The sequence below is a fragment of the Streptomyces sp. NPDC046876 genome (assembly GCF_040645035.1).
GTDB lineage: Bacteria > Actinomycetota > Actinomycetes > Streptomycetales > Streptomycetaceae > Streptomyces.
Window position 1 is genome coordinate 207,899 of sequence record NZ_JBEYXK010000001.1, and the last position, 23,663, is coordinate 231,561.

General features: G+C 74.6%; 23 protein-coding genes. 13 read left to right on the forward strand and 10 right to left on the reverse strand.

The window, feature by feature from the left end; all coding sequences use genetic code 11:
- Positions 1-68 precede the first annotated feature (68 nt).
- The 3 genes from ABZ924_RS00985 to ABZ924_RS00995 all read left to right on the forward strand — a co-directional run bounded on the left by ABZ924_RS00985 (position 69) and on the right by ABZ924_RS00995 (position 3,373).
- On the forward strand, positions 69-995 hold the full coding sequence (locus ABZ924_RS00985) for an NAD-dependent epimerase/dehydratase family protein (RefSeq protein WP_361901931.1): 927 nt from the start codon (positions 69-71) through the stop codon (positions 993-995).
- Between the two features lie 212 nt (positions 996-1,207).
- Positions 1,208-2,635: a DUF1906 domain-containing protein gene (locus tag ABZ924_RS00990; RefSeq protein ID WP_361901934.1), complete on the forward strand. Its 1,428-nt coding sequence runs from the start codon at positions 1,208-1,210 to the stop codon at positions 2,633-2,635.
- A gap of 330 nt (positions 2,636-2,965) precedes the next feature.
- Entirely contained in the window at positions 2,966-3,373 is a 408-nt protein-coding gene (locus ABZ924_RS00995; RefSeq protein WP_361901937.1) for a TipAS antibiotic-recognition domain-containing protein, read from the forward strand.
- A 365-nt stretch (positions 3,374-3,738) separates the two neighbouring features.
- Here ABZ924_RS00995 and ABZ924_RS01000 read toward each other — a convergent pair whose 3' ends face one another.
- Together ABZ924_RS01000 and ABZ924_RS01005 are read right to left on the reverse strand one after the other, a co-directional pair.
- Positions 3,739-4,281 (reverse strand): pyridoxamine 5'-phosphate oxidase family protein, encoded by a 543-nt coding sequence (locus ABZ924_RS01000; protein WP_361901940.1) that lies wholly within the window; start codon positions 4,279-4,281, stop codon positions 3,739-3,741.
- A 36-nt stretch (positions 4,282-4,317) separates the two neighbouring features.
- Positions 4,318-5,073, reverse strand: a complete 756-nt coding sequence (locus tag ABZ924_RS01005) for a VWA domain-containing protein (protein WP_361901942.1) — start codon at positions 5,071-5,073, stop codon at positions 4,318-4,320.
- A gap of 768 nt (positions 5,074-5,841) precedes the next feature.
- Between ABZ924_RS01005 and ABZ924_RS01010 the strand changes: the two genes are divergently transcribed.
- Together ABZ924_RS01010 and ABZ924_RS01015 are read left to right on the forward strand one after the other, a co-directional pair.
- On the forward strand, positions 5,842-6,606 hold the full coding sequence (locus tag ABZ924_RS01010) for a class I SAM-dependent methyltransferase (RefSeq protein ID WP_361901945.1): 765 nt from the start codon (positions 5,842-5,844) through the stop codon (positions 6,604-6,606).
- Positions 6,603-7,118 (forward strand): hypothetical protein, encoded by a 516-nt coding sequence (locus ABZ924_RS01015; RefSeq protein WP_361901948.1) that lies wholly within the window; start codon positions 6,603-6,605, stop codon positions 7,116-7,118. Before ABZ924_RS01010 ends, ABZ924_RS01015 begins: the two co-directional genes overlap by 4 nt.
- 580 nt (positions 7,119-7,698) lie before the next feature.
- Here the strand turns inward: ABZ924_RS01015 and ABZ924_RS01020 are convergent.
- Both ABZ924_RS01020 and ABZ924_RS01025 read right to left on the reverse strand, forming a co-directional pair.
- Positions 7,699-8,691, reverse strand: a complete 993-nt coding sequence (locus ABZ924_RS01020; RefSeq protein WP_361901951.1) for an acyl-CoA dehydrogenase family protein — start codon at positions 8,689-8,691, stop codon at positions 7,699-7,701.
- The gene (locus tag ABZ924_RS01025) at positions 8,691-9,836 is read right to left on the reverse strand and encodes an acyl-CoA dehydrogenase family protein (protein WP_361901954.1); all 1,146 of its coding nucleotides are present in this window, start codon (positions 9,834-9,836) and stop codon (positions 8,691-8,693) included. The genes ABZ924_RS01020 and ABZ924_RS01025 overlap by 1 nt, the downstream gene beginning before the upstream one ends.
- Positions 9,837-9,989: 153 nt before the next feature.
- Between ABZ924_RS01025 and ABZ924_RS01030 the strand changes: the two genes are divergently transcribed.
- The 5 genes from ABZ924_RS01030 to ABZ924_RS01050 all read left to right on the forward strand — a co-directional run bounded on the left by ABZ924_RS01030 (position 9,990) and on the right by ABZ924_RS01050 (position 14,952).
- Positions 9,990-10,808, forward strand: coding sequence for an SDR family oxidoreductase (locus ABZ924_RS01030; RefSeq protein WP_361901957.1), 819 nt, complete (start codon positions 9,990-9,992; stop codon positions 10,806-10,808).
- A gap of 102 nt (positions 10,809-10,910) precedes the next feature.
- Positions 10,911-11,498 (forward strand): TetR/AcrR family transcriptional regulator, encoded by a 588-nt coding sequence (locus tag ABZ924_RS01035; RefSeq protein ID WP_361902371.1) that lies wholly within the window; start codon positions 10,911-10,913, stop codon positions 11,496-11,498.
- A 45-nt stretch (positions 11,499-11,543) separates the two neighbouring features.
- The gene (locus ABZ924_RS01040; RefSeq protein ID WP_361901960.1) at positions 11,544-12,701 is read left to right on the forward strand and encodes an acetyl-CoA C-acetyltransferase; all 1,158 of its coding nucleotides are present in this window, start codon (positions 11,544-11,546) and stop codon (positions 12,699-12,701) included.
- A gap of 200 nt (positions 12,702-12,901) precedes the next feature.
- A complete protein-coding gene (locus ABZ924_RS01045) occupies positions 12,902-13,105 on the forward strand; it encodes a cold-shock protein (RefSeq protein ID WP_008743912.1) in 204 nt (67 codons plus the stop codon).
- Positions 13,106-13,206: 101 nt separating this feature from the next.
- Positions 13,207-14,952: a DEAD/DEAH box helicase gene (locus tag ABZ924_RS01050; protein WP_361901963.1), complete on the forward strand. Its 1,746-nt coding sequence runs from the start codon at positions 13,207-13,209 to the stop codon at positions 14,950-14,952.
- Between the two features lie 92 nt (positions 14,953-15,044).
- On the opposite strand, the gene ABZ924_RS01055 is transcribed toward ABZ924_RS01050, so the two are convergent.
- The 5 genes from ABZ924_RS01055 to ABZ924_RS01075 are packed head-to-tail and all read right to left on the reverse strand — an operon-like array spanning position 15,045 to position 19,504.
- Entirely contained in the window at positions 15,045-16,001 is a 957-nt protein-coding gene (locus ABZ924_RS01055) for a tyrosine-protein phosphatase (protein WP_361901965.1), read from the reverse strand.
- Positions 16,002-16,031: 30 nt separating this feature from the next.
- Complete coding sequence (locus ABZ924_RS01060) at positions 16,032-17,108, reverse strand: nitronate monooxygenase (RefSeq protein WP_361901968.1); 1,077 nt, start codon at positions 17,106-17,108, stop codon at positions 16,032-16,034.
- A 4-nt stretch (positions 17,109-17,112) separates the two neighbouring features.
- Positions 17,113-17,856, reverse strand: coding sequence for a CoA-transferase (locus ABZ924_RS01065; RefSeq protein WP_361901971.1), 744 nt, complete (start codon positions 17,854-17,856; stop codon positions 17,113-17,115).
- Positions 17,853-18,758 carry a CoA-transferase gene (locus ABZ924_RS01070; RefSeq protein ID WP_361901974.1) on the reverse strand — a complete coding sequence of 302 codons (906 nt, stop codon included), beginning with the start codon at positions 18,756-18,758 and terminating at the stop codon, positions 17,853-17,855. The genes ABZ924_RS01065 and ABZ924_RS01070 overlap by 4 nt, the downstream gene beginning before the upstream one ends.
- Entirely contained in the window at positions 18,755-19,504 is a 750-nt protein-coding gene (locus ABZ924_RS01075) for an enoyl-CoA hydratase family protein (RefSeq protein WP_361901977.1), read from the reverse strand. The genes ABZ924_RS01070 and ABZ924_RS01075 overlap by 4 nt, the downstream gene beginning before the upstream one ends.
- A 69-nt stretch (positions 19,505-19,573) precedes the next feature.
- Between ABZ924_RS01075 and ABZ924_RS01080 the strand changes: the two genes are divergently transcribed.
- Together ABZ924_RS01080 and ABZ924_RS01085 are read left to right on the forward strand one after the other, a co-directional pair.
- Complete coding sequence (locus tag ABZ924_RS01080) at positions 19,574-20,353, forward strand: SDR family oxidoreductase (RefSeq protein WP_361901980.1); 780 nt, start codon at positions 19,574-19,576, stop codon at positions 20,351-20,353.
- 61 nt (positions 20,354-20,414) lie between these two features.
- Entirely contained in the window at positions 20,415-21,317 is a 903-nt protein-coding gene (locus ABZ924_RS01085) for an SDR family oxidoreductase (RefSeq protein ID WP_361902374.1), read from the forward strand.
- A gap of 56 nt (positions 21,318-21,373) precedes the next feature.
- Here the strand turns inward: ABZ924_RS01085 and ABZ924_RS01090 are convergent, their stop codons facing one another.
- Positions 21,374-21,853: a MarR family transcriptional regulator gene (locus tag ABZ924_RS01090; protein ID WP_361901983.1), complete on the reverse strand. Its 480-nt coding sequence runs from the start codon at positions 21,851-21,853 to the stop codon at positions 21,374-21,376.
- Between the two features lie 121 nt (positions 21,854-21,974).
- On the opposite strand from ABZ924_RS01090, the gene ABZ924_RS01095 reads away from it, so the two are divergent.
- A complete protein-coding gene (locus tag ABZ924_RS01095) occupies positions 21,975-23,537 on the forward strand; it encodes an MFS transporter (protein WP_361901987.1) in 1,563 nt (520 codons plus the stop codon).
- Positions 23,538-23,663 lie beyond the last annotated feature (126 nt).

Below are 23,663 nucleotides of genomic sequence, written 5' to 3' on the forward strand. Positions count from 1 at the left end.
GGGCGGTCGCGTACGAGGGTTGGGAGCCTGAGGATCGAATTGCTTTAATTCACAAGGGAGTTATCGGTATGGCTCTGCATGTCATCGTCGGCGCCGGTGCGATCGGCACCGCCACCGCCCGTCTGCTCGCCGCCGCCGGGGAGCAGGTCCGGATCGTCACCCGCAGCGGCAGCGGGCCCGAGCACCCGCTCGTCGAGCGGGTCGCCGCCGACGTCACCGACACCGGGGCCGTCGCAGCTCTGCTCGACGGCGCGCGCACCCTCTTCAACGCCGCCGCCCCCGCCTACCAGCACTGGCGGACCGCCTTCCCGCCGCTCGCCGCCTCGCTCCTCGCCGCCGCCGAAAAGGCCGGCACGGACCTCGTCATACTCGGCAACGTGTACGGCTACGGGGACGTACCCGCTGCCGCCGCGCTTGCGCCCGGGCTTCCCATGCGGCCCGTCTCCGACAAGGGCCGCATCCGCGCCGCCATCTGGCAGGAGGCGCTCGCCGCGCACGAGGCCGGCAGGGTGCGGGTCGCCGAAGTCCGCGCCTCCGACTTCCTCGGCGCGACCGCGGTCGGCCTCCTCCCCCTCATGGTCGTGCCCGCCGTCCTCGCCGGCGAGGAGGTGGCGGCCCCGGTCGCCCTGGACGCCCCCCACGCCTGGTCCTACGTCGACGACGTCGCCCGCACCCTGATCGCGGTCGCCGCCCGGGAGGACACGTGGGGTCGGGCCTGGCACGTGCCCTCCACCTCCGAGCTGTCCCCCCGGGACCTGATGGCCCGCCTGGCCGAGATCGCCGGGGCGCCCGCCCCCCGCCTGCGGACCATGACCCCGCAGGAACTGGCCGCAGCCGTCGCCGCCGACGAGCTGATGGCCGAGCTCCCCGAGATGGCGTACCTCTACGACCGCCCGCTGCGCCTGGACGCCTCCGACACCGAGCGCCTGCTCGGCGTACAGGCCACCGCACCGGAAACCGTGCTCCGCGAGCTGGTGCCCGTCGGGCCGCGGTGAGGCAGGAGTGCGCGGGCACGCCGTCCGTCGTACGGATCGGTCCCGGGTGCCTCGACGGGCCCGAGCCGGTTCGCTCGTGCGGGTGATGCGGGTGCGGCCGCCGGCGGGCGGGGCGGGTGGACCCGCCGCTTGGCGATCCAGGCCGTACGGGCCACGTGGCGGTTGGAAACCGTGCAGTTGAGGGCGGTTCGGCTCTGGTAACAGTGGGGCGCATGCCCTCCCGAACCCTGCCGTCGCCGTCGTTGTCCGTGTCCTGTGCTCTGGTGGCCGCGGTCCTGGTGGGGACCGCCGCGCCGGTCTCCGCAGAGGACGGCTCCGGGCGGACCGTCGACTACCGCGGCCTGCGCCTGGCCGTCCCCGGCGGGTGGAGGGTCGTCGACCTCGACCGGCATCCCGACGCCTGCCTGCGCCTCGACCTGCCCACCCTCTACCTCGGGCACGCCGGCACCCAGCGCGAGTGCACCGGCCGCGCCGTCCGCACCCGCGCCGACACCCTCCACCTGGAGCCCCTCGCCGGAGCCCCGCCGCGCGCCGACATCCCGACCGTACGGGTCGACGGGGTCGAGGGCGGCGGCGTACCGGCCCTGCCGGAGAGCGACAGCCACGAGGTCCGCTACGCCCTGCAGCGCCCCGGGCTGATGGCGACGGTCTCGTACGGGGGCACCTCCGACGCCGTACGCGAGCTGCTGGCCCGCGCCCGTACGGCCCCCGCCGCAGCCGCAGGCGGCACTGGGCACGCCACCCCCGCCCCGGCCGAGCCCGCGGTGGCCGCCGGCCCCGGACCGCAGCCCGCCGCCGCCCCGCAGTCCTTCACCGGCACCGGCTTCGACACCTGCACCGCCCCGACCCAGAGCGCCATGGACGCCTGGCGGACCGCATCCCCCTTCGGCGCCGCCGGCATCTACATCGGCGGCCGGGCCCGCGCCTGCGCCCAGCCGCAGCTCACGGCCGGCTGGGTGAAGCGGCAGACCGAGGCGGGCTGGCACCTGATGCCGCTCTGGGCGGGCCTGCAGCCCTGGCACAGCTCGACCACCGGCCTGTCCACCGACCCCTCCACCGCCGACGACCAAGGCCGGGCCGCCGCCGACGGGGCCGCCCAGGCGGCCGGGGCACTGGGCCTGCCCGAGGGGACGGTGCTCTACAACGACCTGGAGAGCTACACCGACCGCCGGACCTGGGACCCGCCGGTCGTGGCCTACCTCACCGCCTGGACGGTCCGGCTGCACGAGCTGGGCTACCGCGCCGGCGCCTACGTCCCGGCGGGTTCCGGGGCCCGGGCGCTCGGCCTCCACTACGACCAGGCCCCGCAGGCCATGCCGGACGTGCTGTGGGCGGCCTCCTGGAACGGCCGGGCGGCGGTCGCCGACGCCGACATGGGCCTGCCCGAGGGGACCCGCCAGTGGGCCGGGCGGCGCCGCGCCCACCAGTACCGGGGGGACCACCAGGCCGCGTACGGGGGCGTCACGCTCACCATCGACCGCAGCTGGATCGACGTCGACCCGGCCGAGCCGGCGGCCGGCCCGGCGGCCGGCCCGGCGGCCGGCCCGGCGGCCGACCCGGCCGTCCCCGCGCTGCCCCCGATGCCTGCGGTGCCGGGCCTCCCCGTCACCCCGAAGTGGCCGCTGACCCTGCCCGGTTAGGAGCTGTCCGACTGATCACCGATGGCATGCTCCGGCCGCTACTCGACGGCCGAGCTCGTCCTGCGGCGCGAGTTCGCCGCGGGAATCCCGGCCCGCGCAGTTGAACGGCTGGACGCTCCGCTCCGACGGCTCGCCGTTCGAGCTGCGCCTTTCCGCCGCCGACTGACCGGGACGGAGCGCCGGAGGGTCCAGAAATTGGTTTGCCGTCCCGGTGGCTGTGTGTCATCGTCCGGCCTGGACCGGCAGTTGATCACCGATGGTCGGTCGATGTCGATGTAGGCGGTCTCTCGGGTCCACCGGAGAGGCGACGCAACAATGGGAAGCGGTGCCGTGGGGAACAGCTACGAGGACGAGTGTCGCCGGTCGTTGGCCGAGGAGCAGGCGAAGAGCCTTGCCGAGACCAACGACTGGGAACATGTGGACAGGGAGCGGGTCCACCAGGACTGGGACGTCCTGTACCGGGAGATCACGGCTTTCCTGGACGGCGGCTCCCTGCCCGGGGACCAGCAGGTCCAGGAGCTCGTCCGCAGGCACTTCGACATCGTCTGCCGGTTCTACACCCCCTCCAGGGAGGCTTACGTCGGCATGTCGCTCTTCTACGCCGAGGACGAGGCCATGAGGGCGTTCCACGATTCCTACCACCCCGGGTTGGTGGAGTTCCTGGGCGCCGCGATCAACGTGTTCGCCGAGCAGGGGAGCGGGTTCGCCCCCAGCGCAGGCGCCGAGGTTTCGGCGTAGTCGGGCGACACGGGCCAGGACATGCGTGGGCGGGTGCGCCCGGACGGGGATCCGGGCGCACCCGCCGAGGGATCGGAGGTCAGGCCCAGGGGCTGAGACGCCCCTAGTGCTGTGGCCGGAAAAGTTTGCCGGGTCGCGGCGTCCGGTGCGGTGCATCGCAAGGCGGAGGGCCTCGGCTCGTACTGGACGTACTTGCGAGGGCCGACAACGCGGCGAGGTGCCGTGCCTGGGGGCACCTCCCAGCGGTAGCCGGGGGAGCGTCGTGACCCGGTGAACCTTTGCGGTCACAGCACTAGGCACCCGCGGGACCGGCTGCATCGTCCCGCTCGTCACGGAAGTCCAACCGTGGTCGCCATGGACAGTTCCTAGGCGTTGCCGCCGTCCTCGCCCCCGTCCCCGCTCTCGTCCTCGCGCGGCGGCTCGTCGTCGTTGCCCCGGCGGAACGTGTGCAGCCCGCGCTCCGGCGTCCACGTGCGGACCACGAGCTCCTCGCCGTCGATGCCGATGTGGACGACCTCCGTCAGGTCCGCGTGGAACACATGGGACGGGGACGGGTGCTCGGCCTGCGTCTCCTCCGCGTACCGGTGCAGCTCGGGCGGGTCCACCAGCTCGATCGCCCGCCCGGAGATCCGTACGTCGCCCTCGGCCATCGCGTCGTCCGGGCCGGGGTTGCTGTGCAGCGCGAAACGCGGGTCGCGCTGCAGGTCCCGGGCCTTGAGCGAGCCCGCCATCATGGCGAGCCACAGCTCCCCGCCGCGGAACTCGACGTTCAGGCCGGTCAGCCGCGGGGAGCCGTCCTTGCGGAGAGTGGCGAGGACGTGGTGGGGGAACGCGGCGAAGCGGGCTCGGACGGCCGCCGCGAACTCCGGTTCCCGTTCCTCGAACGCTGCCCAGTTGTTCGTCGTCATACGTCCATCAAAGCGCGTGCGGCGTGCGGCGGCCGGTCAGGCGCGCACGATGCCCGCCGCCCGCGCCGCCGCCAGCCAGGCCGGGAACTCCCCGACCAGGCGGTCGTACAGCACCTGGTCGAGCACGGTCCGCGGGTCCGGGCCGGCGTGGAAGTAGCCGGCGTTGTCCACCACCCGGGACTGCGGCACGGGCAGTTCGTCGAGCCGGCGCAGGAAGTCGAACTGGTTGCTGCGGGTGTCGCCGAAGCCGACGAACTGCCAGAAGAGGGGCAGCCGGGCCGCCTTGCACAGGTACCGCTCCGCGGCGGGACGGCTGAGCGGGCCGCCGTCCGTCTGGAAGACGACGAGGGCGGGTTTCGCCGTGCCGGAGTCCAGGTAGTGGTCGATGACCGCGTCCATCGCGGCGTGGTACGAGGTCTTGCCCATGTGGCCGAGGCGGGAGGCGATCTCCGCGACGCGGCCTTCGTGGCCGGCGAGGGAGATCTCCTCGACGGCGTCGACGTCGGTGGAGAAGAACACCACCGGGACGCGGCCGTCGTCGTCCAGGTGCGCGGAGAGGCCGAGTACGCGGTCGGCGAAGGCCTGCACCGTGCCGTCGCGGTAGTACGGGCGCATCGACCCGGAGCGGTCCAGGACCAGGTACACGGCGGCCCGGCCGCCGTGCAGCCCGTGGCGGCGCAGGGAGGCGCCGGCGCTCTTGTAGAGGTCCACCAGCGCCGGCGCCGTCCGCTCGACCTTGCGCAGATCGATCGCACTGCCGTTGCCGCTGCCGTCGCCGTCGCCGCCCGTCATGGCCCGAGGGTACGCGAGCCCGCGCGGCCCCCGCCCCGAGTTCCCCGAGGCCGCGGCGAGAGCCACTGCCCGGCGAAGCCGACTCCCCGGGGCTCCGCCCCCGGGCCCCGCGCCTCAATCGCCGGCGGGGCTGGATGTGGCGGGCCTCCGTCGCCGGCGTCGGGGGGAGCGCACTTCGGTATCGCCGGTGTCCCGGGGGGAGGTCTGCTGTCGGTGGGGCCGGGTTGCCGGGGCTCCGCCCCAGGCCCTGCGCCTCAATCGCCGGCGGGGCTCAAAGATCGGGGCTCCGCCCCGGCCCCGCGCCTCAAACGCCGGCGGGGCTGGATGGTGCCGGCGGCGCTGGGTAGTCCGGCGGGGCTGGGTGGTGCCGGCGGGGCTGGGTAGTCCGGCGGGGCTGGGTGGTGCCGGCGGGGCTGGGTAGTCCGGCGGGGCTGGGTGGTGCCGGCGGCGCTGGGTAGTCCGGCGGGGCTGGATGGTGCCGGTGGGGCTGGCATTGCAGCGCAGCGGCACGTCCAGCGCGCGCGGGGGCAATTCCAGCCCGCGCGGCGTTTGAGCGCACCGGGCGCGGAGCGCACGGAACGGGGTCCGGGGCGGAGACCGCAGCCGGGCGATCCAGCCCCGCCGGCGTTTGAGGCGGGTCGGGTCCGGGGCGGAGCTCCGGGATACGGAGAAAGGGCGGGGCGGGGACGGGCTCCGCGCAGCGGCAGACGGATCCGGTCCGGGGGAACGGGCTGGTCAGGCGGGCGGAAGATCGCGAAGAATGGCCGCATGACCTCCGCCCCCGGCCCCGCCCCCGGAAACCCGGTTCGCGCCCGTTCCTTCGACGCCGCGGCCCAGCTGTACGCGGCCCACCGCCCCGGCTACCCCGGCGAACTCCTCGACGCCGTCGAGGAACTCGCCGGCCGCCCGCTCCGCGGATCCCGCGTGGCCGACGTCGGCGCCGGCACCGGCATCGCCACCGCCCTCCTGCACGCCCGCGGCGCCGACGTCCTCGCCGTCGAACCCGGCGACGGCATGGCCGCCGAGTTCCGGCGCGCCCACCCGGACATCCCGATCGTGCGCGGCGACGGGGACCGCCTCCCGCTCGCCGACGCCGTGTGCGACTTCCTGACCTACGCCCAGGCCTGGCACTGGACCGACCCCGACCGGTCCGTCCCCGAGGCCCGGCGCGTCCTGCGGCCCGGCGGGGCGCTCGCCCTGTGGTGGAACGACCTGGACACCACCGTCCCGTGGATCGCCGAGCAGGACGCCCGCCTCGCCGCCTTCTTCGGCCAGACCGCGGCCCCGGACCCGCACCCCGTCCGCAGCGTGCCCGCCGAGCTCGCGTTCACCACCCGCCGGGTGCGGTGGTCTCGGCGCATCCCGCTCGAGGCACACCTGTCGAACCATGCCAGCCACTCGGCGTTCCTGCTCCTGGGCGCGGCCGGCACGCGGGAGTTCATGGACGCCGAACGGGACCGGCTGAGCCGGCTCTTCCCTGACGGAACGGTCGAGGAGCGGTACGTCGTCACCGTCAGCGTGGCCGTCGTATGAGACGGGCGGCGGCCCTGCCCGCCCCGCTTGCCGTGCTCGCCGTGCTCGGCCTGCTCGGCGGCGCCGGGCTGACGGGGTGTGCGGCCGAGGCCGGGGCCGAGGCCGGGGCGGGGGTGCGGTACTCCGCGGACTACGCGAAGCACGAACCGCTGCGCGTGGAGGGCTACCCCTCGGCCGGGTCGCTGAAGGTGGTCCAGGAAGTCGTCTGGCGGACCGGGGACGGCGAGGCGGGGGCGCTGGCCGCGCTGGGGAGCAGCGACAGCTCGGCGGGGGAGCGGGAGCGGGCCGCGACGCGGTGGGTGGCGGAGTACCGGCGCGGCGCCGGGGGGCCGGTCACGGCGTCGTTCTGCGGGCCCGGGGACGAACGGCAGGTGGTGACGCTGCGGTTCGGGGCGACCGGCCAGACCAAGGTCCTGCACGTCGGCCTCGACGGCCCCGGCGGGGATTCCGGCTGGCGCGTCCGCCTCTTGGCCGACGAGGCCCCGGAGTCGCCGCCGGCCGCCTGCCCGTAACAGGGCGTCGGGCCTTGCCCCCTCCCGGTGCAACGCCTCAAACGCCGGCGGGGCTGGATGTGCCGCCCCCGGCACGGCGGTCTTCGAAGCAGGGGCCACCTCAGCCCCGCCCCCGGAGTCAGCCTCGCCGGCGTTTGAGGCGCGGGGTGTGGGGCGGAGCCCCGAGGAACCCGGCTCCGCCGGGCCCCGGGCTCTGCCCGGACCCTCCCCCAGGCTCCGTCCGGGGGGACCCCCACTCAATCGCCGGCGAGGCTGAATCTGCCGGACCCCGGCTCAGGTGGCGGCGGAGCCGGCTGGGCTTCTGGGGCTCTGCCCCAGACCCCGCGCCTCAAACGCCGGCGAGGCTGGAGATTGCCGACCCCCGGCTTCGAAAGCCGGCGAAGTGGGAGCTGGGGAGGCCAGCTTCGAAGGGTGGCGGGGCTGAGTGGGCCGGGCGTCGGCTTCGAAAGCGGTGCGGCGGGGGCCCGGGGATTGGCGGAGTCGGCGAGGTCAGGCGGGGGCGGGTGGGAGGACCGTGGCGCGGCAGGCGGCCAGGGTCAGGCGGGGGCGGGTGGGAGGACCGTGGCGAGGCAGGCGGCGGTCAGGCGGGGGCGGGTGGGAGGACCGTGGCGCGGCAGGCGGCGGGGGTGCCCCAGGCGTTGCGGAGGGGGCGGGCCTTGCGGAGCCACAGGGACAGGTCCAGTTCCTCCGTGTAGCCGACCGCGCCGTGGACCTGGAGTGCGGTCAGGGCCGCCGCGTAGGCCGCCTCCCCGGAGCTCAGCTTCGCCGCGGCTATCTCGGCCGGAGCCAGGGAGAGCGCTGCCGACCAGAGCAGGGGGCGGGCGAACTCCAGGGCCAGGTACGTGTCCGCCAGGCGGTGTTTGACCGCCTGGAAGCCGCCGATCGGCATGCCGAACTGCGTGCGCTGCTTCGCGTACTCCACCGTCCGCTCCAGCAGCGTCTCGCCGACCCCCTGGCACTGGGCGGCGGTCAGCAGCCGGGCCCAGTCCGCCGCGGTCCGGGCGGCTGCGAGGACGTGCGGGCCCACCGCCAGGAGCTCCCCCGCGTCGGCCCTGGCGAGGGACAGCCTGCGGGTCGGGTCCGTCGAGCGGATCGCAGGGCCGGCTGCCGCGCCCGGGGTCACGCGGAGTTCGCCCGCCGGCGTCACCGTGAAGCGGTGCGCGGCGGCGTCCGCGTCCAGCATGTACCGGCCACCGCCCGGCACCGCCAGCGTGGCCATGGCCTCGCCCGCCACCAGGGCCGGAACGAACCGCTTGGCCAAGGCCCCGTCCCCCAGCCGACCCAGCAGCACCGCGGCCGCGGCCGTCTCCACCACCGGACCCGGCATCCCGGCCCGGCCCACCTCCGCCATAGCCACGGCCAGCTCCACCGGCAGCAGCCCGGCCCCCTCGTACGCTTCCTCCGCGGCCGGCGCGAACAGCCCGGCGGCCGCGAGCCGCCCCCACAGGGCCCGCCCCGGCGCATGGTCCCCGGCCGCCCAGGCCCGTGCCGCGGCCGGTACCTGCGCGGCGCCCAGCAGCCCGCGCAGCGTGCGGGCGAACTCCGACTGCTCCTCGGTCGGCAGGAATCGCATCAGCGGCGGCCCTTCGGCAGGCCGAGCAGCCGCTCGGCGATGATGTCGCGCTGGATCTCGTTCGTGCCGGCATAGATCGGCCCGGCCAGGGAGAAGAGCCACGGCTCCGCCCATGCCCCGTCCGCCAGCTCCGCGTCCGCGCCCAGCAGGTCCAACGCCGTCTCGTGCAGGGCGATGTCGTACTGCGACCAGAACACCTTGTTCAGGCTGGACTCGGCGCCGATCCGCGTCCCCGCCGCGATCCGGGCCGCGCCCGCCCAGGTGAACAGCTCGTACGCGCGCGCCCCGACCACCGCGTCCGCGACCCGGTCCCGCAGCGCCGTGTCCGCCGGATCCCCGACGGCCCGCCACAGCTCCAGCAGCCGGCCGGCCGCGGCCAGGTACCGGCCGGGGGAGCGCAGGGTCAGCCCGCGCTCGTTGCCGGTCGTCGACATGGCGATCCGCCAGCCCTGCCCCGGCTCCCCGATGACGTCCTCGTCGGGTACGAACACCTCGTCGAGGAACAGCTCCGCGAAGGCCGGCTTGCCGTCGAGCCGGCCGATGGGCCGCACCGTCACGCCCGGCGCCCGCAGGTCGAACATCAGGTACGTCAGGCCCTGATGGGCCTTGGCAGCCGCCGGATCCGTGCGGAAGATGCCGAACGCCCGGTCCGCGAACGCCGCCCGCGAGGACCACGTCTTCTGCCCGGACAGCAGCCAGCCGCCCCCGGTGCGCTGGGCCCGCGACCGCAGCGAGGCCAGGTCGGAGCCGGCCTCCGGCTCGGACCAGGCCTGCGCCCACACCACCTCGCCGCTCGCCATCGGCGGCAGGACCCGCGCCCGCTGCTCGGGGGTCGCGTACTCGAAGAGGGTCGGCGCCAGCAGGCTGATGCCGTTCTGCGAGACCCGGCCCGGCGCGCCCGCCGCCCAGTACTCCTCCTCGAAGACCAGCCACCGCTCCAGGTCCGCGCCCCGGCCCCCGTACTCCTCGGGCCAGGACACCACCGACCAGCGGTCCGCGTGCAGCTGCGCCTCCCACGCACGGTGCGCGGCGAAGCCCTCCGCCGTCTCCAACGAGGGCAGGGGGGCCGGCGGGACGTGGCGGGCGAGCCACTCCCGGGCCTCGGCCCGGAAGGCCTCGACCTCCGCCGTGTGGGTCAGGTCCATCGGTGCTCGCCTCCGCTTCCCTAACAAGTGTTTGGTAGGTTAACTTGCGACTGTCGGCGAGTCGAGACGAATGCCAAGAGCCATGGGTCATGAGCCATGGGTCATGAGCCAAGGCCACGTGGCATTCGCAAGTAGGCAGAGGAGGCAGCTGCGTTGGACGCCACAGTCCCCGCCACAGTCCCCGCCCCCGTCCCCGGACACGGGCTGCTGCGGGGCCGGTCCGCCGTCATCACGGCCGCCGCCGGAGCCGGGATCGGCGGGGCCACCGCCCGCCGCTTCCTCGAGGAGGGTGCCCGCGTCGTCCTCGGCGATGCCCACGCCCGCCGCCTGAAGGAGACCGAGGAGGCGCTCGCCGCCGAGTTCGGCGCGGACCGGGTCACCTCCCTGCCCTGCGACGTCACCGACGAGGCCCAGGTGCAGGCCCTGTTCGCGCACGCCGAGCGCACCCACGGCCGCCTCGACGCCGTCGTCAACAACGCCGGGCTCGGCGGCACCGCCCCCCTCGCCGACATGACCGACGAGCAGTGGGGCAGGGTGCTCGACGTCACCCTGAACGGCACCTTCCGCTGCACCCGCGCCGCCCTGCGCTCCTTCCGCGCCGCCGCCCCCCGCGGCAGCGGCGGTGGCGGCGGCGTCATCGTCAACAACGCTTCCGTCATCGGCTGGCGCGCCCAGGCCGGCCAGGCCCACTACGCCGCCGCCAAGGCCGGGGTGATGGCCCTGACCCGCTGCGCGGCGCTGGAGGCGGCCGAGTTCGGCGTGCGGGTCAACGCGGTGGCCCCCAGCCTCGCCATGCACCCGCACCTGGCCAAGGTCACCAGCGAGGAGCTGCTGCAGGAGCTGACGGCCCGCGAGGCCTTCGGCCGGTACGCCGAGCCGTGGGAGGTCGCCAACGTCATCGTCTTCCTGGCCAGCGGCTACTCCTCGTACATGACCGGCGAGACCGTCTCCGTCAGCAGCCAGCGCGCCTAGGCCGAGAATGGGCACGTGCCAACGAACAAGCCGACCAGCAAGCCGACCGGCAAATCGACCAGCAAGCCGACCGGCAAAGCAGCCGAGTCCGGCAAGAGTGCCGTGACGCCCCCGCCCGAGCGGCGCCGCGAGCTCCTCGACACCGCCGCCGAGGTCTTCGCCGCCCAGGGCTACAACGCCACCACCGTCCGCAAGATCGCCGACGCCGCCGGCATGCTCGCCGGCAGCCTCTACTACCACTTCGATTCCAAGGAATCGATGCTCGACGAGATCCTCTCCACCTTCCTCGGCGAGCTGTGGGAGGGCTACGACGCCGTCCTCGCCGCCGGCCTCGGCCCGCGCGAGACCATCGAGGCCCTCGTCACCGAGTCCTTCCGCGAGATCGACCGGCACCGTGCCGCCGTCGCGATCTACCAGAAGGAGTCCCGCCACCTGGCCGCACAGCCCCGCTTCCGCTACCTGTCCGAGTCCCAGGAGAAGTTCGAGAAGGCCTGGCTCGGCACGCTGGAGCGCGGGGTCGCCGACCGGGTCTTCCGCGCCGACCTCGACATCCGCCTCACCTACCGGTTCGTGCGCGACACGGTGTGGGTGGCGGCGTCCTGGTACCGGCCCGGAGGGCAGCACAGCCCCGAGGAGATCGCCCGCCAGTACCTGTCGATGGTCCTGGACGGGATCGCCGTACGCAGCTGACCGACCCGGGCGCGACCCGCGCCCCACCCGTCGAAGGAGCCCCCGATGCCCGAGGCCTACATAGTCGAAGCGGTACGCACCCCCGTCGGGCGGCGCGGGGGAGGCCTGTCCGGGGTCCACCCGGCCGACCTGGGCGCGCACGTCCTGACCGCCCTGGTCGAGCGCAGCGGGATCGACCCGGCGGCCGTCGACGACGTCGTCTTCGGCTGCCTGGACGCGGTGGGCCCGCAGGCCGGGGACATCGCCCGCACCGCCTGGCTGGCGGCCGGCCTGCCGCAGGAGGTGCCGGGGGTGACGGTGGACCGCCAGTGCGGCTCCTCCCAGCAGGCCGTCCACTTCGCGGCGCAGGGCGTGCTCTCCGGCACCCAGGACCTCGTCGTCGCGGGCGGCACCCAGAACATGTCGATGATCCCGATCGCCTTCGCGTCCCGGCAGGCGGCCGAGCCGCTCGGCCTGACCGAGGGCCCGTACGCGGGCAGCAGCGGCTGGCGCGCCCGGTACGGGGACGCGCCCGTCAACCAGTTCCACGGCGCCCAGCTGATCGCGCAGAAGTGGGGCATCTCCCGCCGCGACATGGAGGAGTTCGCCCTGCGCTCGCACCGAAGGGCCGTACGCGCCCTCGACGAGTGCCGCTTCGCCCGCGAGACCGTCCCGTACGGGGACGTCACCGCCGACGAGGGCCCCCGCCGGGACACCACCCTGGAGAAGATGGCCGCCCTGAAGCCGGTCCTGGAGGGCGGCACCATCACCGCGGCGGTCTCCTCGCAGGTCTCCGACGGCGCGGCGGCGATGCTGATCGCCTCGGAGCGGGCCGTCGCCGAGCACGGCCTGCGGCCGCGGGCCCGCATCCACCACCTGTCGGTCCGCGGCGAGGACCCCATCCGCATGCTGTCGGCGCCGATCCCCGCCACCGCCCACGCCCTGAAGAAGACGGGCCTGTCCCTGGACGACATCGACCTGGTGGAGATCAACGAGGCCTTCGCCCCCGTCGTCCTGGCCTGGCTGAAGGAGACCGGGGCCGACCCCGACCGGGTCAACGTCAACGGCGGCGCGATCGCCCTCGGTCATCCGCTGGGCGCGACCGGGGTGAAGCTCATGACCACGCTGCTGCACGAGCTGGAGCGCACCGGCGGCCGCTACGGCCTGCAGACGATGTGCGAGGGCGGCGGGCAGGCCAACGTGACCGTCATCGAGCGCCTGTAGCCGGGCGAGGGGGCAGGGCTCGCCGCGGGCCCCGCCCCCGGCGGGCTCCCGGCCGCGACGAGGTGTGCTAGCTTTAAGAGCGTTGCAGTTGTGGTACCCATGAACCTTATGTGCGCCTGACGGGAATGTTCCTCAGGCGCTTTTATTGTTTTTCGCCGGAAAACCGGTTGGGGCCCTGCCGCCTATTATGGAGATTCATCATGGCACTTGGCACCGTGAAGTGGTTCAACTCGGAAAAGGGCTTCGGCTTCATCGAGCAGGACGGCGGCGGCCCCGACGTCTTCGCCCACTACTCGAACATCGCCACCCAGGGCTTCCGTGAGCTCACCGAGGGTCAGCGCGTTTCCTTCGACGTCACCCAGGGCCAGAAGGGCCCGCAGGCCGAGAACATCCTGCCTGCCTGACGCATCCAGCATGCCGGGGTCCGCACCGCGAGGTGCGGGCCCCGGCTTGTCTGCTGTCTCGACCTTGTCATACCTGCCGGTTTTCAGGAGGGCCTTACCGCATGACCAGCTCCAGCTCCGCACGTCCCGGCCGCCGACCCGCCCGGGGCCGAGGTGCGGCACAGGGACGTCCGAAGACTGGCGCCGAACGACAGCGGTCCGCGCCGGCCCCCGCCCGGCCGCAGGAATTCACCATGCCCGAGCCCGTGGTCCCGCCGCTGCCGCCGACCGCCGCCTTCGAGGACATGGACCTGCCCGAGGCGCTGCTGAAGACCCTCGCCGCCCAGGGCGTCACCGAGCCCTTCCCCATCCAGGCCGCGACCCTGCCGAACTCCCTCGCCGGACGCGACCTGCTCGGCCGCGGCCGCACCGGCTCCGGCAAGACCCTCGCCTTCGGCCTGGCCCTGCTCGCCCGCACCGCCGGCCGCCGCGCCCAGCCGAAGGCGCCGCTCGCGCTGGTCCTCGTACCGACCCGCGAACTGGCCCAGCAGGTCACCGACGCGCTCACCCCGTACGCCACCGCCGTCCACCTGCGCCTCGCGACCGTCGTCGGCGGCATGTCGATCAACCGGCAGGCGGGCGCGCTGCGCCGCGGCGCCGAGGTGCTCGTCGCCACGCCGGGCCGGCTGAAGGACCTCATCGACCGCGGCGACGCCGTCCTCGACCAGGTCTCGATCACGGTCCTCGACGAGGCCGACCAGATGACCGACATGGGCTTCATGCCGCAGGTCACCGCCCTGCTCCAGCAGGTCGAGCCGGGCGGCCAGCGGCTGCTGTTCTCGGCGACCCTGGACAAGAACGTCGACAAGCTCGTCAAGAAGTTCCTCAGCGACCCGGTCGGACACTCCGTCGACCCGTCCGCCGGCGCGGTCACCACCATGGAGCACCACGTCCTGTACGTGATGGACGAGACCGACAAGAAGGCCGTCGCCACGCGCATCGCGGCCCGCGACGGCCGCGTGATCATGTTCGTGGACACCAAGCGCGGCGTCGACCGCATGGTCAAGCGGCTGCTGGCCGACGGCGTGCGCGCCTCCGGCCTGCACGGCGGCCGCTCCCAGCCGCAGCGCAACCGCACCCTGGACTGGTTCAAGACCGGCGAGGTCACCGCGCTGATCGCCACCAACGTGGCCGCCCGCGGCATCCACATCGACGACCTCGACCTCGTCGTCAACGTGGACCCGCCCACCGACCACAAGGACTACCTGCACCGCGGCGGCCGCACCGCCCGCGCCGGCGAGTCCGGCAGCGTGGTCACCCTGGTCCTGCCCGACCAGAAGCGCGACATGTCCCGCCTGATGGCGGACGCCGGGATCTCCCCGCAGACCGCACAGATCAAGTCCTCCGACGAGGAGCTGGCCCGGCTGACCGGCGCCCGGCAGCCCTCGGGCGTCCCCGTGGTCCTCGAGGTGCCCCAGCCCACCCCGCCCAAGCCGCGCAGCGGCGGCGGCAGCGGCCGCTCCGGCTCGGGCGGTGGCGGACGCCGCCGCTCCGCAGGCGCCGGCCAGGGCGGCCAGGGCGGCCAGACCGGGCAGGGCGGCGGCCAGAGCGGCCGCGGCGGCTCCCGTACCGGCGCGGCCGGCGGCGCCCCCGCCTCCGGCGGCCGCGGCCGCCGCTCCGGGGCCGCCGGTTCCGGGCAGGCGCCCGCCTCCTCCGGTGCGGGCCAGTCCCGGCGCGGCCAGGGCTCCGGCTCCGCCGGGCAGTCCCGTCGCGGCGCCGGCGGCTCCGCCTCCGGCGGCGGCGCGGCCGCGGCCTCGGCGCGCAGCCGGGTCGGCACGGCCGGGCAGGGCCGCCGCCGGGCGGTCTGACCCCCCGCCCCTCGCGGGCGTACGGATGACGGGGCCGGGCGGCGCGTGCAGCGCCGCCCGGCCCCGTGCCGTTCCCGCCGATCCCCCAGCCCCTAGCGGACCAGCTTGCCCTGGAGCTTCGACAGCGTCCGCAGGTCCAGGCCGAGACCGTCCGTCAGATAGCCGTAGAAACTGCCGTAATCGGCCTCCAGCTGCGCGGTCGCGGCGTCCAGGTAGTCCCGGCGGACCTCCTGGAGCGGGATCAGCAGGTCCGGGTTCTGCATCCGGCCCGACTGCTTCAGACCCGCGCGCACCTGGGCGTCGTACGCCGCCCGGAAGGTGTTCGAGGCCAGGTAGTCGCTCTCGGCCGTCTCCTGCGGCACGGCCAGCGCGCGCAGCAGGACGTAACTCATCCACCCCGTCCGGTCCTTCCCCGAGGTGCAGTGGTAGAGCAGCGGACCCTGGCTGCCGTCAGCGATCTCCCGCAGGGTCGCCGCGAACTGCGCCCGGTTCTCGGGGTTCGTCACGAACGTGCGGTAGACGTCGCGCATGTAGGCCTCGGCCCGCCCGCCGCCGAGCATCTGCTCCTGCTTCACGGGGTCGCCGCTGGATATCACGGTGACGAGCGTGCCGTACAGGCCCAGGTCGCTGATCGGGCGGGAGGTGGGGGAGAGCCCCGGCGGCAGCCTGTCGGCCCCGTCGTACTGGAGCTCCATCGGGATGCGGAAGTCCACGGCCTTCGTGAGGCCCAGACCGGCGACGGTGGTGATGTCCGCCGCGGTCAGCCTGCTCAGTGCGTCGGAGCGGTAGACCAGCCCCTGGCGGACCTGTCCGCCGGTGTACGTGCGGTACCCGCCGAGGTCGCGGACGTTGACGGCGCCTTGGAGGGGGATCTGCCGAATCGTTTCCGCAGTGGCGGTGGAGGTGGCGGCGCCGGCGGCGGCCGACCGGTGCCGGTGTTGCGGGAGGGACGCCGGCGCCGCGGCGTACGCGGCGCTCGGCACGGCCGCGGCGGCGAGGGCGGTACAGGCGAGGACCGCGCTCACCAGGCGGTTTCGGGCACGTCTCATCGGTGGCGACTCCTAGGGCGTCGGAAGGGATCACCCTGGTGGTGGCAGGGTGGCGGACCCGTGCAGCTGTTCCAGTCGTGCCAGCACGGCGTGTGCTTCGGCCATGACGCGGCCGACGAGCTCCGCGCACGACGGCAGATCCTCGATCACCCCCGCGACCTGGCCCGATGCCATGACACCGAGGTCCGTACGGCCCTCGACCATGGACGCCTTCAGGAGCATGGGCGTGTTCGCGGCGAGCAGGACCTGGCTCCAGGACAGGTCCTTGCCGTGTTTCATCGCGAGCCCGTCGCGCACCATCCGCGGCCACGACAGCCCCGACACCTTCCGGAACGCCGCCGCGTGCCGCACCGCCCGCAGCAGCGCCCGGGCCCGGCCCGCCCGCTCCAGCGAGGCCACCAGCTCGGTGCGCAGCATCCGGTGCGGCAGCCCGTCGACGGCCGTCGTGACGGTGACGTCCTTGACGCCGGCCGCGAGGTAGCGGGCCTTGACGGCGTCCGGCACGGTCGAGTCGGACGTCAGCAGGAAACGGGTGCCCATCGCGATGCCCGCCGCCCCGTACGACAGCGCCGCGACCAGCCCGCGCCCGTCGTGGAAGCCGCCGGCCGCGACCACCGGGATGCCGACGGCATCGACGACCTGCGGCAGCAGCACCGTCGTCGCCACGTCCCCCGTGTGCCCGCCGCCCTCACCGCCCTGCACGATCACCGCGTCCGCACCCCAGGCCGCGACCTTCTCGGCGTGCCGGCGCGCCCCGACCGACGGGATCACCACCACGCCCGCTTCCTTCAGCCGGGCGATCAGCTCCGCCGACGGCGCCAGCGCGAACGACGCGACCCGGACGCCCTCCTCGACGATCAGCCGGGCCCGCTCGGACGCGTCCCCGGCGTCCGCCCGCAGGTTCACCCCGAACGGAGCGTCCGTACGGGACTTGACCTCCCGCACCGCCGCCCGCAGCTGCGGCAGCGTCATCGTCGCCGAGGCCAGGATCCCCAGGGCGCCCGCCTCGGCAGCCGCCGTGACCAGCCGCGGCCCGGCCACCCAGCCCATCCCCGTCTGCACGATCGGATACCGGATCCCGACCAGGGCGGTCAGTGCCGTCTCCACCGCCTCAGCCCCGCACTTCCCGCTCGCGCAGGCCCGCCGGGTCGAGCACCTCGCGGATCAGGCGCAGCTCCTCGCCCGTCGGCTCGCGCGTGTAGGGCACCGGGTCGGGCTCGGCCAGGGCGAACCCCGTGGCCGCACGCACCTGTTCGACCGTGACGCCCGGGTGGAGCGAGGCCAGCCGCATCGACCGGTCGGGCGTCGCGAAGTCGAACACCCCGAGGTCGCTGACCACCCGCGGCAGCCGGTGGAACCGCGTCACCCCGGCCGCCGCGGCCCGGTCGTACCCGACCCCGCTGACCATGTCGACCCGCTCGACGAACACCCGGGGCGAATGCCGCGGCACCCAGTAGCTCACCGGGTTGTTGAGCGTGTTGACCGGCGCGCCCCGCACCCCCAGGAGCTGGCGGGAGGGCCGCTCCCAGTCGCCGATGCAGGAGATGTTCTGGTTGCCGTACCGGTCGAGCTGGCTCGCGCCCATCATCACGTGCCGCCGGCCGCCGGTGACCATCGTCAGGTGGCGCCGGTACGGGAGCCAGCCCTCCACCTCTCCGTCCGGGCCGACCAGCATCGCCTCGCCGTCGGTCAGCAGCAGCCCGGGGGAGAAGGTCCGCCGCGCGAGCCGGGCCCCGAGGGAGGGGATCAGGCCCATCGGGCTCGCGAGCACCTCGCCGTCACCGCGCCAGGCCTCGGCGCAGGCGATGACGCAGTACTCGGCGCGGGTCGCGGTTTCGGTTCCGGGTGTGCTCACCGCTGCTCCTCCTTCTGCTGCTCCTCGTGCTCGTGCTGCTCCTCGTGCCAGGCGCGGACGGCGCTCTGGTAGGCGTGCTCGTCCGGCCCGGACAGGAAGCGGGCGGCGAACCCGGGCCAGGGGGTGGTGGCGTACAGCTTCTGGAAGGCCTCGTCGCGCCCGTAGTCGGGCACGCAGGAGGTGAAGTGCGCGCCGTTCGGGGTCTCGACGACCCCGGTGACGCTGTGCCGGCTGACCAGCAGGGACTGCGGCGGTCCGGCCTTGGCGAGGTCGGCGGTCTCCACGAGCTGCTCGCAGGAGACGTACGCGGTGTCGGCGGCCTCGCAGAACAGGTCGTCGAAGTACGGGTCGGTGCCCAGGTACTGGCCGTTGCCGAGCCGGTCGGCGCGGCTGAGGTGGACCAAGGCGGCGTCCATCCGCAGGGCGGGCACCGCCACCAGCTCCTCGCCGTCCTCGTACGGGGAGGTCACGGTCCGCAGCTGCGGATTGACCCGCATGACGTCGGAGCCGAGGCCGGCGCGGACGGGCAGGAAGGGCAGCCGGTTGGCGGCGGCGTGCAGGCCCCACATGAACATGGCCTCGTCGAGCTCGGTCAGGGTGAGGGCGCCGCTCTCGCGGGCGGCCCGGAAGTGCGGCTCCAGCGGGATCGAGTCGAGCGTGGCGAAGGGGGCCACGAGGTGGCGGATCCGGCCGGCGGCCGCGAGCAGGCCGACGTCGGGGCCGCCGTACGAGACCACGGTGAGATCGGTGATCTCGGAGCGGAGCAGTGCCCGCACCAGGGCCATCGGCTTGCGCCGGGAGCCCCACCCGCCGATGCCCAGGGTCATCCCGCTGCGCAGCCGCCCGACGACCTCCTCGGGCGTCATGCTCTTGTCGGCGGTGGCGGATCCGGTGCCGGTCATCGGGGGCCTGCCTCTCCGAAGGTGTCGCGGACCCGGTCGGCCACGCCGCTGAGGTTGGCCTCGAAGGTGAACCCCTGCTCGAAGCGGTAACTGCGGCGCACGTCCACCGGGTCGATGCCGTTGATGGCCGCCTTGGCCAGCCGCAGCAGGTACCCGTCCTTGCGCGCGATCTCGGCGGCGAGCGCGAGCGCGGCCGTGCGCAGCTCCGCCCGCGGCACCACCTGCCAGACCGAGCCGTGCGCGTGCAGCTCGGCGGCGGTGGCGGTGCGCGAGGTGTAGTACAGGGTGCGCATGAGGTGCTGCGGGACCAGCCGGGCCAGGTGGGTCGCGGCGCCGAGCGCGCCCCGGTCGAGCTCGGGCAGGCCGAAGACGGCGTCGTCGGAGGCGACGACCGCGTCCGCGTTGCCGGCGAGCCCGATCCCGCCGCCCAGGCAGAACCCGTGCACGGCCGCGACGACGGGCACCTCGCACTCGTACACGGCGGCGAAGGCCTCGTAGCAGCCGCGGTTGGCGCCGATCAGCCGGGAGTGGCCGGTGTCGCGCTGCATCTCCTTGATGTCGACGCCGGCGTTGAAGCCGCGGCCCTCGGCGGCCAGGACGACGCAGCGGTTCTCGGGATCGCGGCCGGCCGCGCGCAGGGCGTCGGCGAGCTCGTACCAGCCCTGGACGGGGAGGGCGTTGACGGGTGGGAAGTCGACTGTGACGAGTGCGATGCCCTTGCCGGGGTTCGAGGTGGAGACACCCATGACCGGATCAGCTACCTTTCCACCAAACGTTTGTTAGGTGAGGTTGTCAGGTGAGGAAGGTAGCAGTCCATGGAGCTCGACGGGAGGGTTCTCGACGGGAGGGTTGCCGTCGTCACCGGCGGGACGCGGGGCGTCGGAGCCGGCATCGCCCGCTCGTTCCTCCAGGCGGGCGCGGAGGTCGTCCTGTGCGCCCGCCGCCCGCCGCAGGAGCCGGTCGCTGCCGCCGGGCGCGAGGCCTCGTACCTCCCGGCCGACCTGCGCGACCCGGCCGCGGCCGAGGGCCTCTTCGAGTCGGTGGCCCGCCGCCACGGCCGGCTCGACTGCCTGGTCAACAACGCGGGCGGCACCCCGTACCGGCCGCTGGGGGAGGGCGGCGCCGAGCGGCACGCCCGGGTGGTCGAGCTGAACCTGCTGGCCCCGATGACCGCCTCGCTGGCGGCGTACCCGCTGCTGCGGGCGGCGCGCGGCTCGGTGGTGATGATCGGCAGCGTCAGCGGCACCCGGCCCTCGCCCGGCACGGCGGCCTACGGGGCGGCGAAGGCCGGACTGGAGCACCTCGCCCGCTCCATGGCGGTCGAGTGGGCGCCCGAGGTACGGGTGAACACGCTGGTGCTCGGCATGGTGCGGACCGAACTGGCGCACCTGCACTACGGGGACGAGCAGGGCATCACCGCGGTGGCGGCCACGGTCCCGCTCGGACGGCTGGCGGAGCCGGCCGACGTCGGAGCCGCGGCGGTGTTCCTGGCCTCGCAGCAGGCGCGGTACGTGAGCGGGGCGAGCCTGCTCGTGCACGGCGGCGGGGAGCGGCCGGCGTTCCTGGACGCGGCAACGGTCAACAAGGAGGCCTGAGATGGGCACGGACACGAACACGGGCACGGACACGGGCAGGGGTGCGGGTGGGGGCGAGGGGATGGCGCAGGGGCGGGTCGTCGCGGTGACGGGGGCCGGGCGGGGGCTCGGGCGGGCCCATGCGCTGGCGTTCGCGGCGGAGGGCGCGAAGGTCGTCGTCAACGACCTCGGGGTGGGCCTGGACGGGCTGCCCGGCCCGGACGGCCCGGCGGCGCAGGTCGTCGCGGAGATCCGCGCGCGGGGCGGGGAGGCGGTGGCGCACGGCGGGGACATCGCCACCGGGCAGGGGGCGGCCTCGCTGGTCGACTGCGCGATCAGCGCGTTCGGCCGGTTGGACACCCTGGTCAACAACGCGGGCTTCCTGCGCGACCGGATGCTCGTCAACCTCACGGAGGCCGACTGGGACGCCGTGCTCCGGGTCCACCTCAAGGGCCACTTCCTGCCCCTGAAGCACGCCGCCGAACACTGGCGCGCCGAGGCCAAGGCGGGCCGGCCGGTCGCGGCGCGCGTGGTGAACACCTCGTCGGGGGCGGGCCTGGCCGGCTCCGTCGGGCAGAGCTCCTACAGCGCGGCCAAGGCCGGCATCCTCGGGCTGACCCTGGTCGCGGCCGCCGAGCTGGGCCGGTACGGGGTGCAGGTCAACGCGATCGCCCCGGCGGCCCGGACGCGCATGACCGAGGAGGTGTTCGCGCAGACCATGGCGGCGCCGGGGGCGGGGGAGTTCGACGCGATGGCCCCGGAGAACGTGTCACCGCTGGTGGTGTGGCTCGGCAGCGGGGCCTCGGCCGGGGTCACGGGGCGGGTCTTCGAGGCGGAGGGCGGCCGGATCACCGTGATGGAGGGCTGGCAGCGCGGCCCCACCGCCGAACGGGGCGCCCGCTGGAGCCCGGCCGAGGCGGGGGAGGCGGCCGCGAAACTGCTCGCGGCGGCCAGGGCCCCGCACCCGGTGTACGGGGCGTCGTAGCCGCTCGCCGCGGCGGCCGGTGGCGGGGCCGGGCCCGGGGCGCCGGCCCCGGCCGGTCAGGGGGATTCGGCCAGGCGGGCCGCCGCGCGGAGCTGGCGGGTGTTCGAGCCGCGCAGGAAGCGGATCACCGTCTCCAGCTCCTCCGTGGTGAACTCCTCGCACAGTTCGGCGACCTCGCGCGCCCAGTCCTCGAACACCGGCCGGATCGCGTCGAGCCGCTCCGGCAGGGCCTCCACCAGCACCCGCCGCTTGTCCGTCGGGTGCTTGACCCGGCGGACGTAGCCCTTGCGCTCGAGCCGGTCGACCAGGCCCGTCACCGAGGCCGGGGCCAGCCCCGAGTACTCGGACAGCTCCTTCGCGGTCAGCGGCCCGCGCCGCTGCAGCAGGTCCAGCGTCTTGGTCTCCGTCGCGCTCAGGCCCTGCCGGGCCGCGGCCGCCTCGTGGAAGACGATCGTCGCCGCGCTCGTCTCCCGGCCCGTGCGGTTGAGCTCGGCCAGCACCTCGGCCCGGCGCTGGTTCTCCTTCTCGTCGCTCATGAGGACACCGTACCAACTCTTTAGTTCGCTCGAACGAAAGAGTTGCGATCAGCCCTGCCTCCATGCCAGTCTTTCGTTCGGACGAACGAAAGACTTTCCGCGAGGACGGCTGGAGGCCGCCATGACATCGACACCGACACCCACGTCGACACCGACACCGACACCGACATCGACACCGAGCCCTGCTCCTCATCCGCGCCGCTGGGCCGCGGCCGTCGTCATGATGGTCGCCGCCCTGATGGACCTGCTCGACGTGACGATCGTCAACGTCGCCATCCCCTCCATCGGCCGCGAGCTGCACGCCTCCGAAAGCGCCCTGCAGTGGCTCGTCTCCGCCTACCTCCTCGGCTTCGCCGCCACCCTGATCGTCTCCGGCCACCTCGGCGACCGCTACGGCCGCAAGACCCTCTTCCTCGCCGGAACCGCCGGCTTCGGCCTCGCGAGCCTCGGCTGCGGCATCGCCCACAGCCCCGGCCAGCTCATCGCCGCCCGCGCCGTGCAGGGCGTCATGGCCGCGCTGCTGATGCCGCAGGTCCTCGGCTCCTTCCGCACCCTCTTCCACGGCAAGGAGCGCGGCGCCGTCTTCGGGATGTACGGGGCCGTCGCCGGCTTCGCCTCCGCCGTCGGACTGCTGCTCGGCGGCCTGCTCACCGAAGCCGACCTGTTCGGCTGGGGCTGGCGCTCGGTCTTCCTCGTCAACGTGCCCGTCGCCATCGCCGCGCTCGCGGCCGGAGCCGTCCTCGTCCCCGCCACCCGCGATCGCGGCGCCGGCCGCCCCGACCTGCTCGGCAGCCTCGTCCTCGCGGGCGGCCTGATCGCGGTCGTGCTGCCGCTCGTGCAGGGCGAGGCGAACGGCTGGCCGCTGTGGGGCTGGCTGTGCCTGGCCGCCGGCGTCCTCGCCGTGGCCGGCCTCGGCGTGGTCGAGGCGCGCCGCCGCGGGGCCAGGGTGCCGCTGCTGCCCGCCCGCGCCTTCCGCCTCCCCGCCTTCTCCGTCGGCCTCGCCGTCCAACTGCTCTTCGCCGTCGGCATGCAGGGCTTCTTCCTCGTCTTCGCGATCTGGCTGCAGGGCAGCCAGCACTACACCCCGATGCAGGACGGCGTCCTCACCGTCGCCTTCTCGGCCGGCGGCTTCCTCACCGCGCCCGCCGCCGATGCGCTCGCGGTGCGCTTCGGCCGGCTCGTACTGGCCGCCGGGGCGCTGATGATGGCGGGCGGCTTCGCCGCGGTCTGGTACGCCGTCTGGTACGCCGTCCCCTCGGCCGGGGCTGTCGGGGCTGTCGGGGCTGTCGGGGCTGCCGGGGCCGCGGGGGTCGGCCCGGTCGGGGCCTGGCCGCTCGTGCCCGGTCTGCTCGTCGCGGGCGCAGGGCTCGGCTTCCTCGTCGTACCGCTGGTCAACGTCGTCCTGTCGGCCGTCCCCGCCGACATCGCGGGCGGTGCCTCCGGGATCTTCTCCACCGCCCAGCAGTTCGGCGGAGCCCTCGGTGCGGCCGTCATCGGCAGCGTCTTCTTCGGAGCCCTCGCCGACGGCGGACCCACCCACGCGCTGACCGCCGCGATGCCGTGGGTCTGCGCCGGGTTCCTGGTGTGCGCCCTGCTCTGCCTCGCGCTGCCGCGCACGGCCGTCTCGCCGGAAGGCGAAGCGGAGGCGGAAACGGAAGCGGTGGGGCAGCCCGCGGCGGCGTGACGCGCCCCCGGCCGCGAAACGGCCCCGGCCCCCTGGCGAGGGGTCGGGGCCGGCCCGGCATTCGTGCGATGGAGTATCACTACCCACGCCGGCCACCGCCTGAACCGCGCCCCCGCAACGAGTTGC

Bases quoted from the DNA above. Each gene is read 5' to 3' on its own strand.
- ABZ924_RS00985 (WP_361901931.1), top strand. From the start codon at position 69: ATGGCTCTGCATGTCATCGTCGGCGCCGGTGCGATCGGCACCGCCACC.
- ABZ924_RS00990 (WP_361901934.1), top strand. From the start codon at position 1,208: ATGCCCTCCCGAACCCTGCCGTCGCCGTCGTTGTCCGTGTCCTGTGCT.
- ABZ924_RS01000 (WP_361901940.1), bottom strand. From the start codon at position 4,281: ATGACGACGAACAACTGGGCAGCGTTCGAGGAACGGGAACCGGAGTTC.
- ABZ924_RS01005 (WP_361901942.1), bottom strand. From the start codon at position 5,073: ATGACGGGCGGCGACGGCGACGGCAGCGGCAACGGCAGTGCGATCGAT.
- ABZ924_RS01010 (WP_361901945.1), top strand. From the start codon at position 5,842: ATGACCTCCGCCCCCGGCCCCGCCCCCGGAAACCCGGTTCGCGCCCGT.
- ABZ924_RS01015 (WP_361901948.1), top strand. From the start codon at position 6,603: ATGAGACGGGCGGCGGCCCTGCCCGCCCCGCTTGCCGTGCTCGCCGTG.
- ABZ924_RS01020 (WP_361901951.1), bottom strand. From the start codon at position 8,691: ATGCGATTCCTGCCGACCGAGGAGCAGTCGGAGTTCGCCCGCACGCTG.
- ABZ924_RS01025 (WP_361901954.1), bottom strand. From the start codon at position 9,836: ATGGACCTGACCCACACGGCGGAGGTCGAGGCCTTCCGGGCCGAGGCC.
- ABZ924_RS01040 (WP_361901960.1), top strand. From the start codon at position 11,544: ATGCCCGAGGCCTACATAGTCGAAGCGGTACGCACCCCCGTCGGGCGG.
- ABZ924_RS01045 (WP_008743912.1), top strand. From the start codon at position 12,902: ATGGCACTTGGCACCGTGAAGTGGTTCAACTCGGAAAAGGGCTTCGGC.
- ABZ924_RS01050 (WP_361901963.1), top strand. From the start codon at position 13,207: ATGACCAGCTCCAGCTCCGCACGTCCCGGCCGCCGACCCGCCCGGGGC.
- ABZ924_RS01055 (WP_361901965.1), bottom strand. From the start codon at position 16,001: ATGAGACGTGCCCGAAACCGCCTGGTGAGCGCGGTCCTCGCCTGTACC.
- ABZ924_RS01070 (WP_361901974.1), bottom strand. From the start codon at position 18,758: ATGACCGGCACCGGATCCGCCACCGCCGACAAGAGCATGACGCCCGAG.
- ABZ924_RS01075 (WP_361901977.1), bottom strand. From the start codon at position 19,504: ATGGGTGTCTCCACCTCGAACCCCGGCAAGGGCATCGCACTCGTCACA.
- ABZ924_RS01080 (WP_361901980.1), top strand. From the start codon at position 19,574: ATGGAGCTCGACGGGAGGGTTCTCGACGGGAGGGTTGCCGTCGTCACC.
- ABZ924_RS01085 (WP_361902374.1), top strand. From the start codon at position 20,415: ATGGCGCAGGGGCGGGTCGTCGCGGTGACGGGGGCCGGGCGGGGGCTC.
- ABZ924_RS01090 (WP_361901983.1), bottom strand. From the start codon at position 21,853: ATGAGCGACGAGAAGGAGAACCAGCGCCGGGCCGAGGTGCTGGCCGAG.
- ABZ924_RS01095 (WP_361901987.1), top strand. From the start codon at position 21,975: ATGACATCGACACCGACACCCACGTCGACACCGACACCGACACCGACA.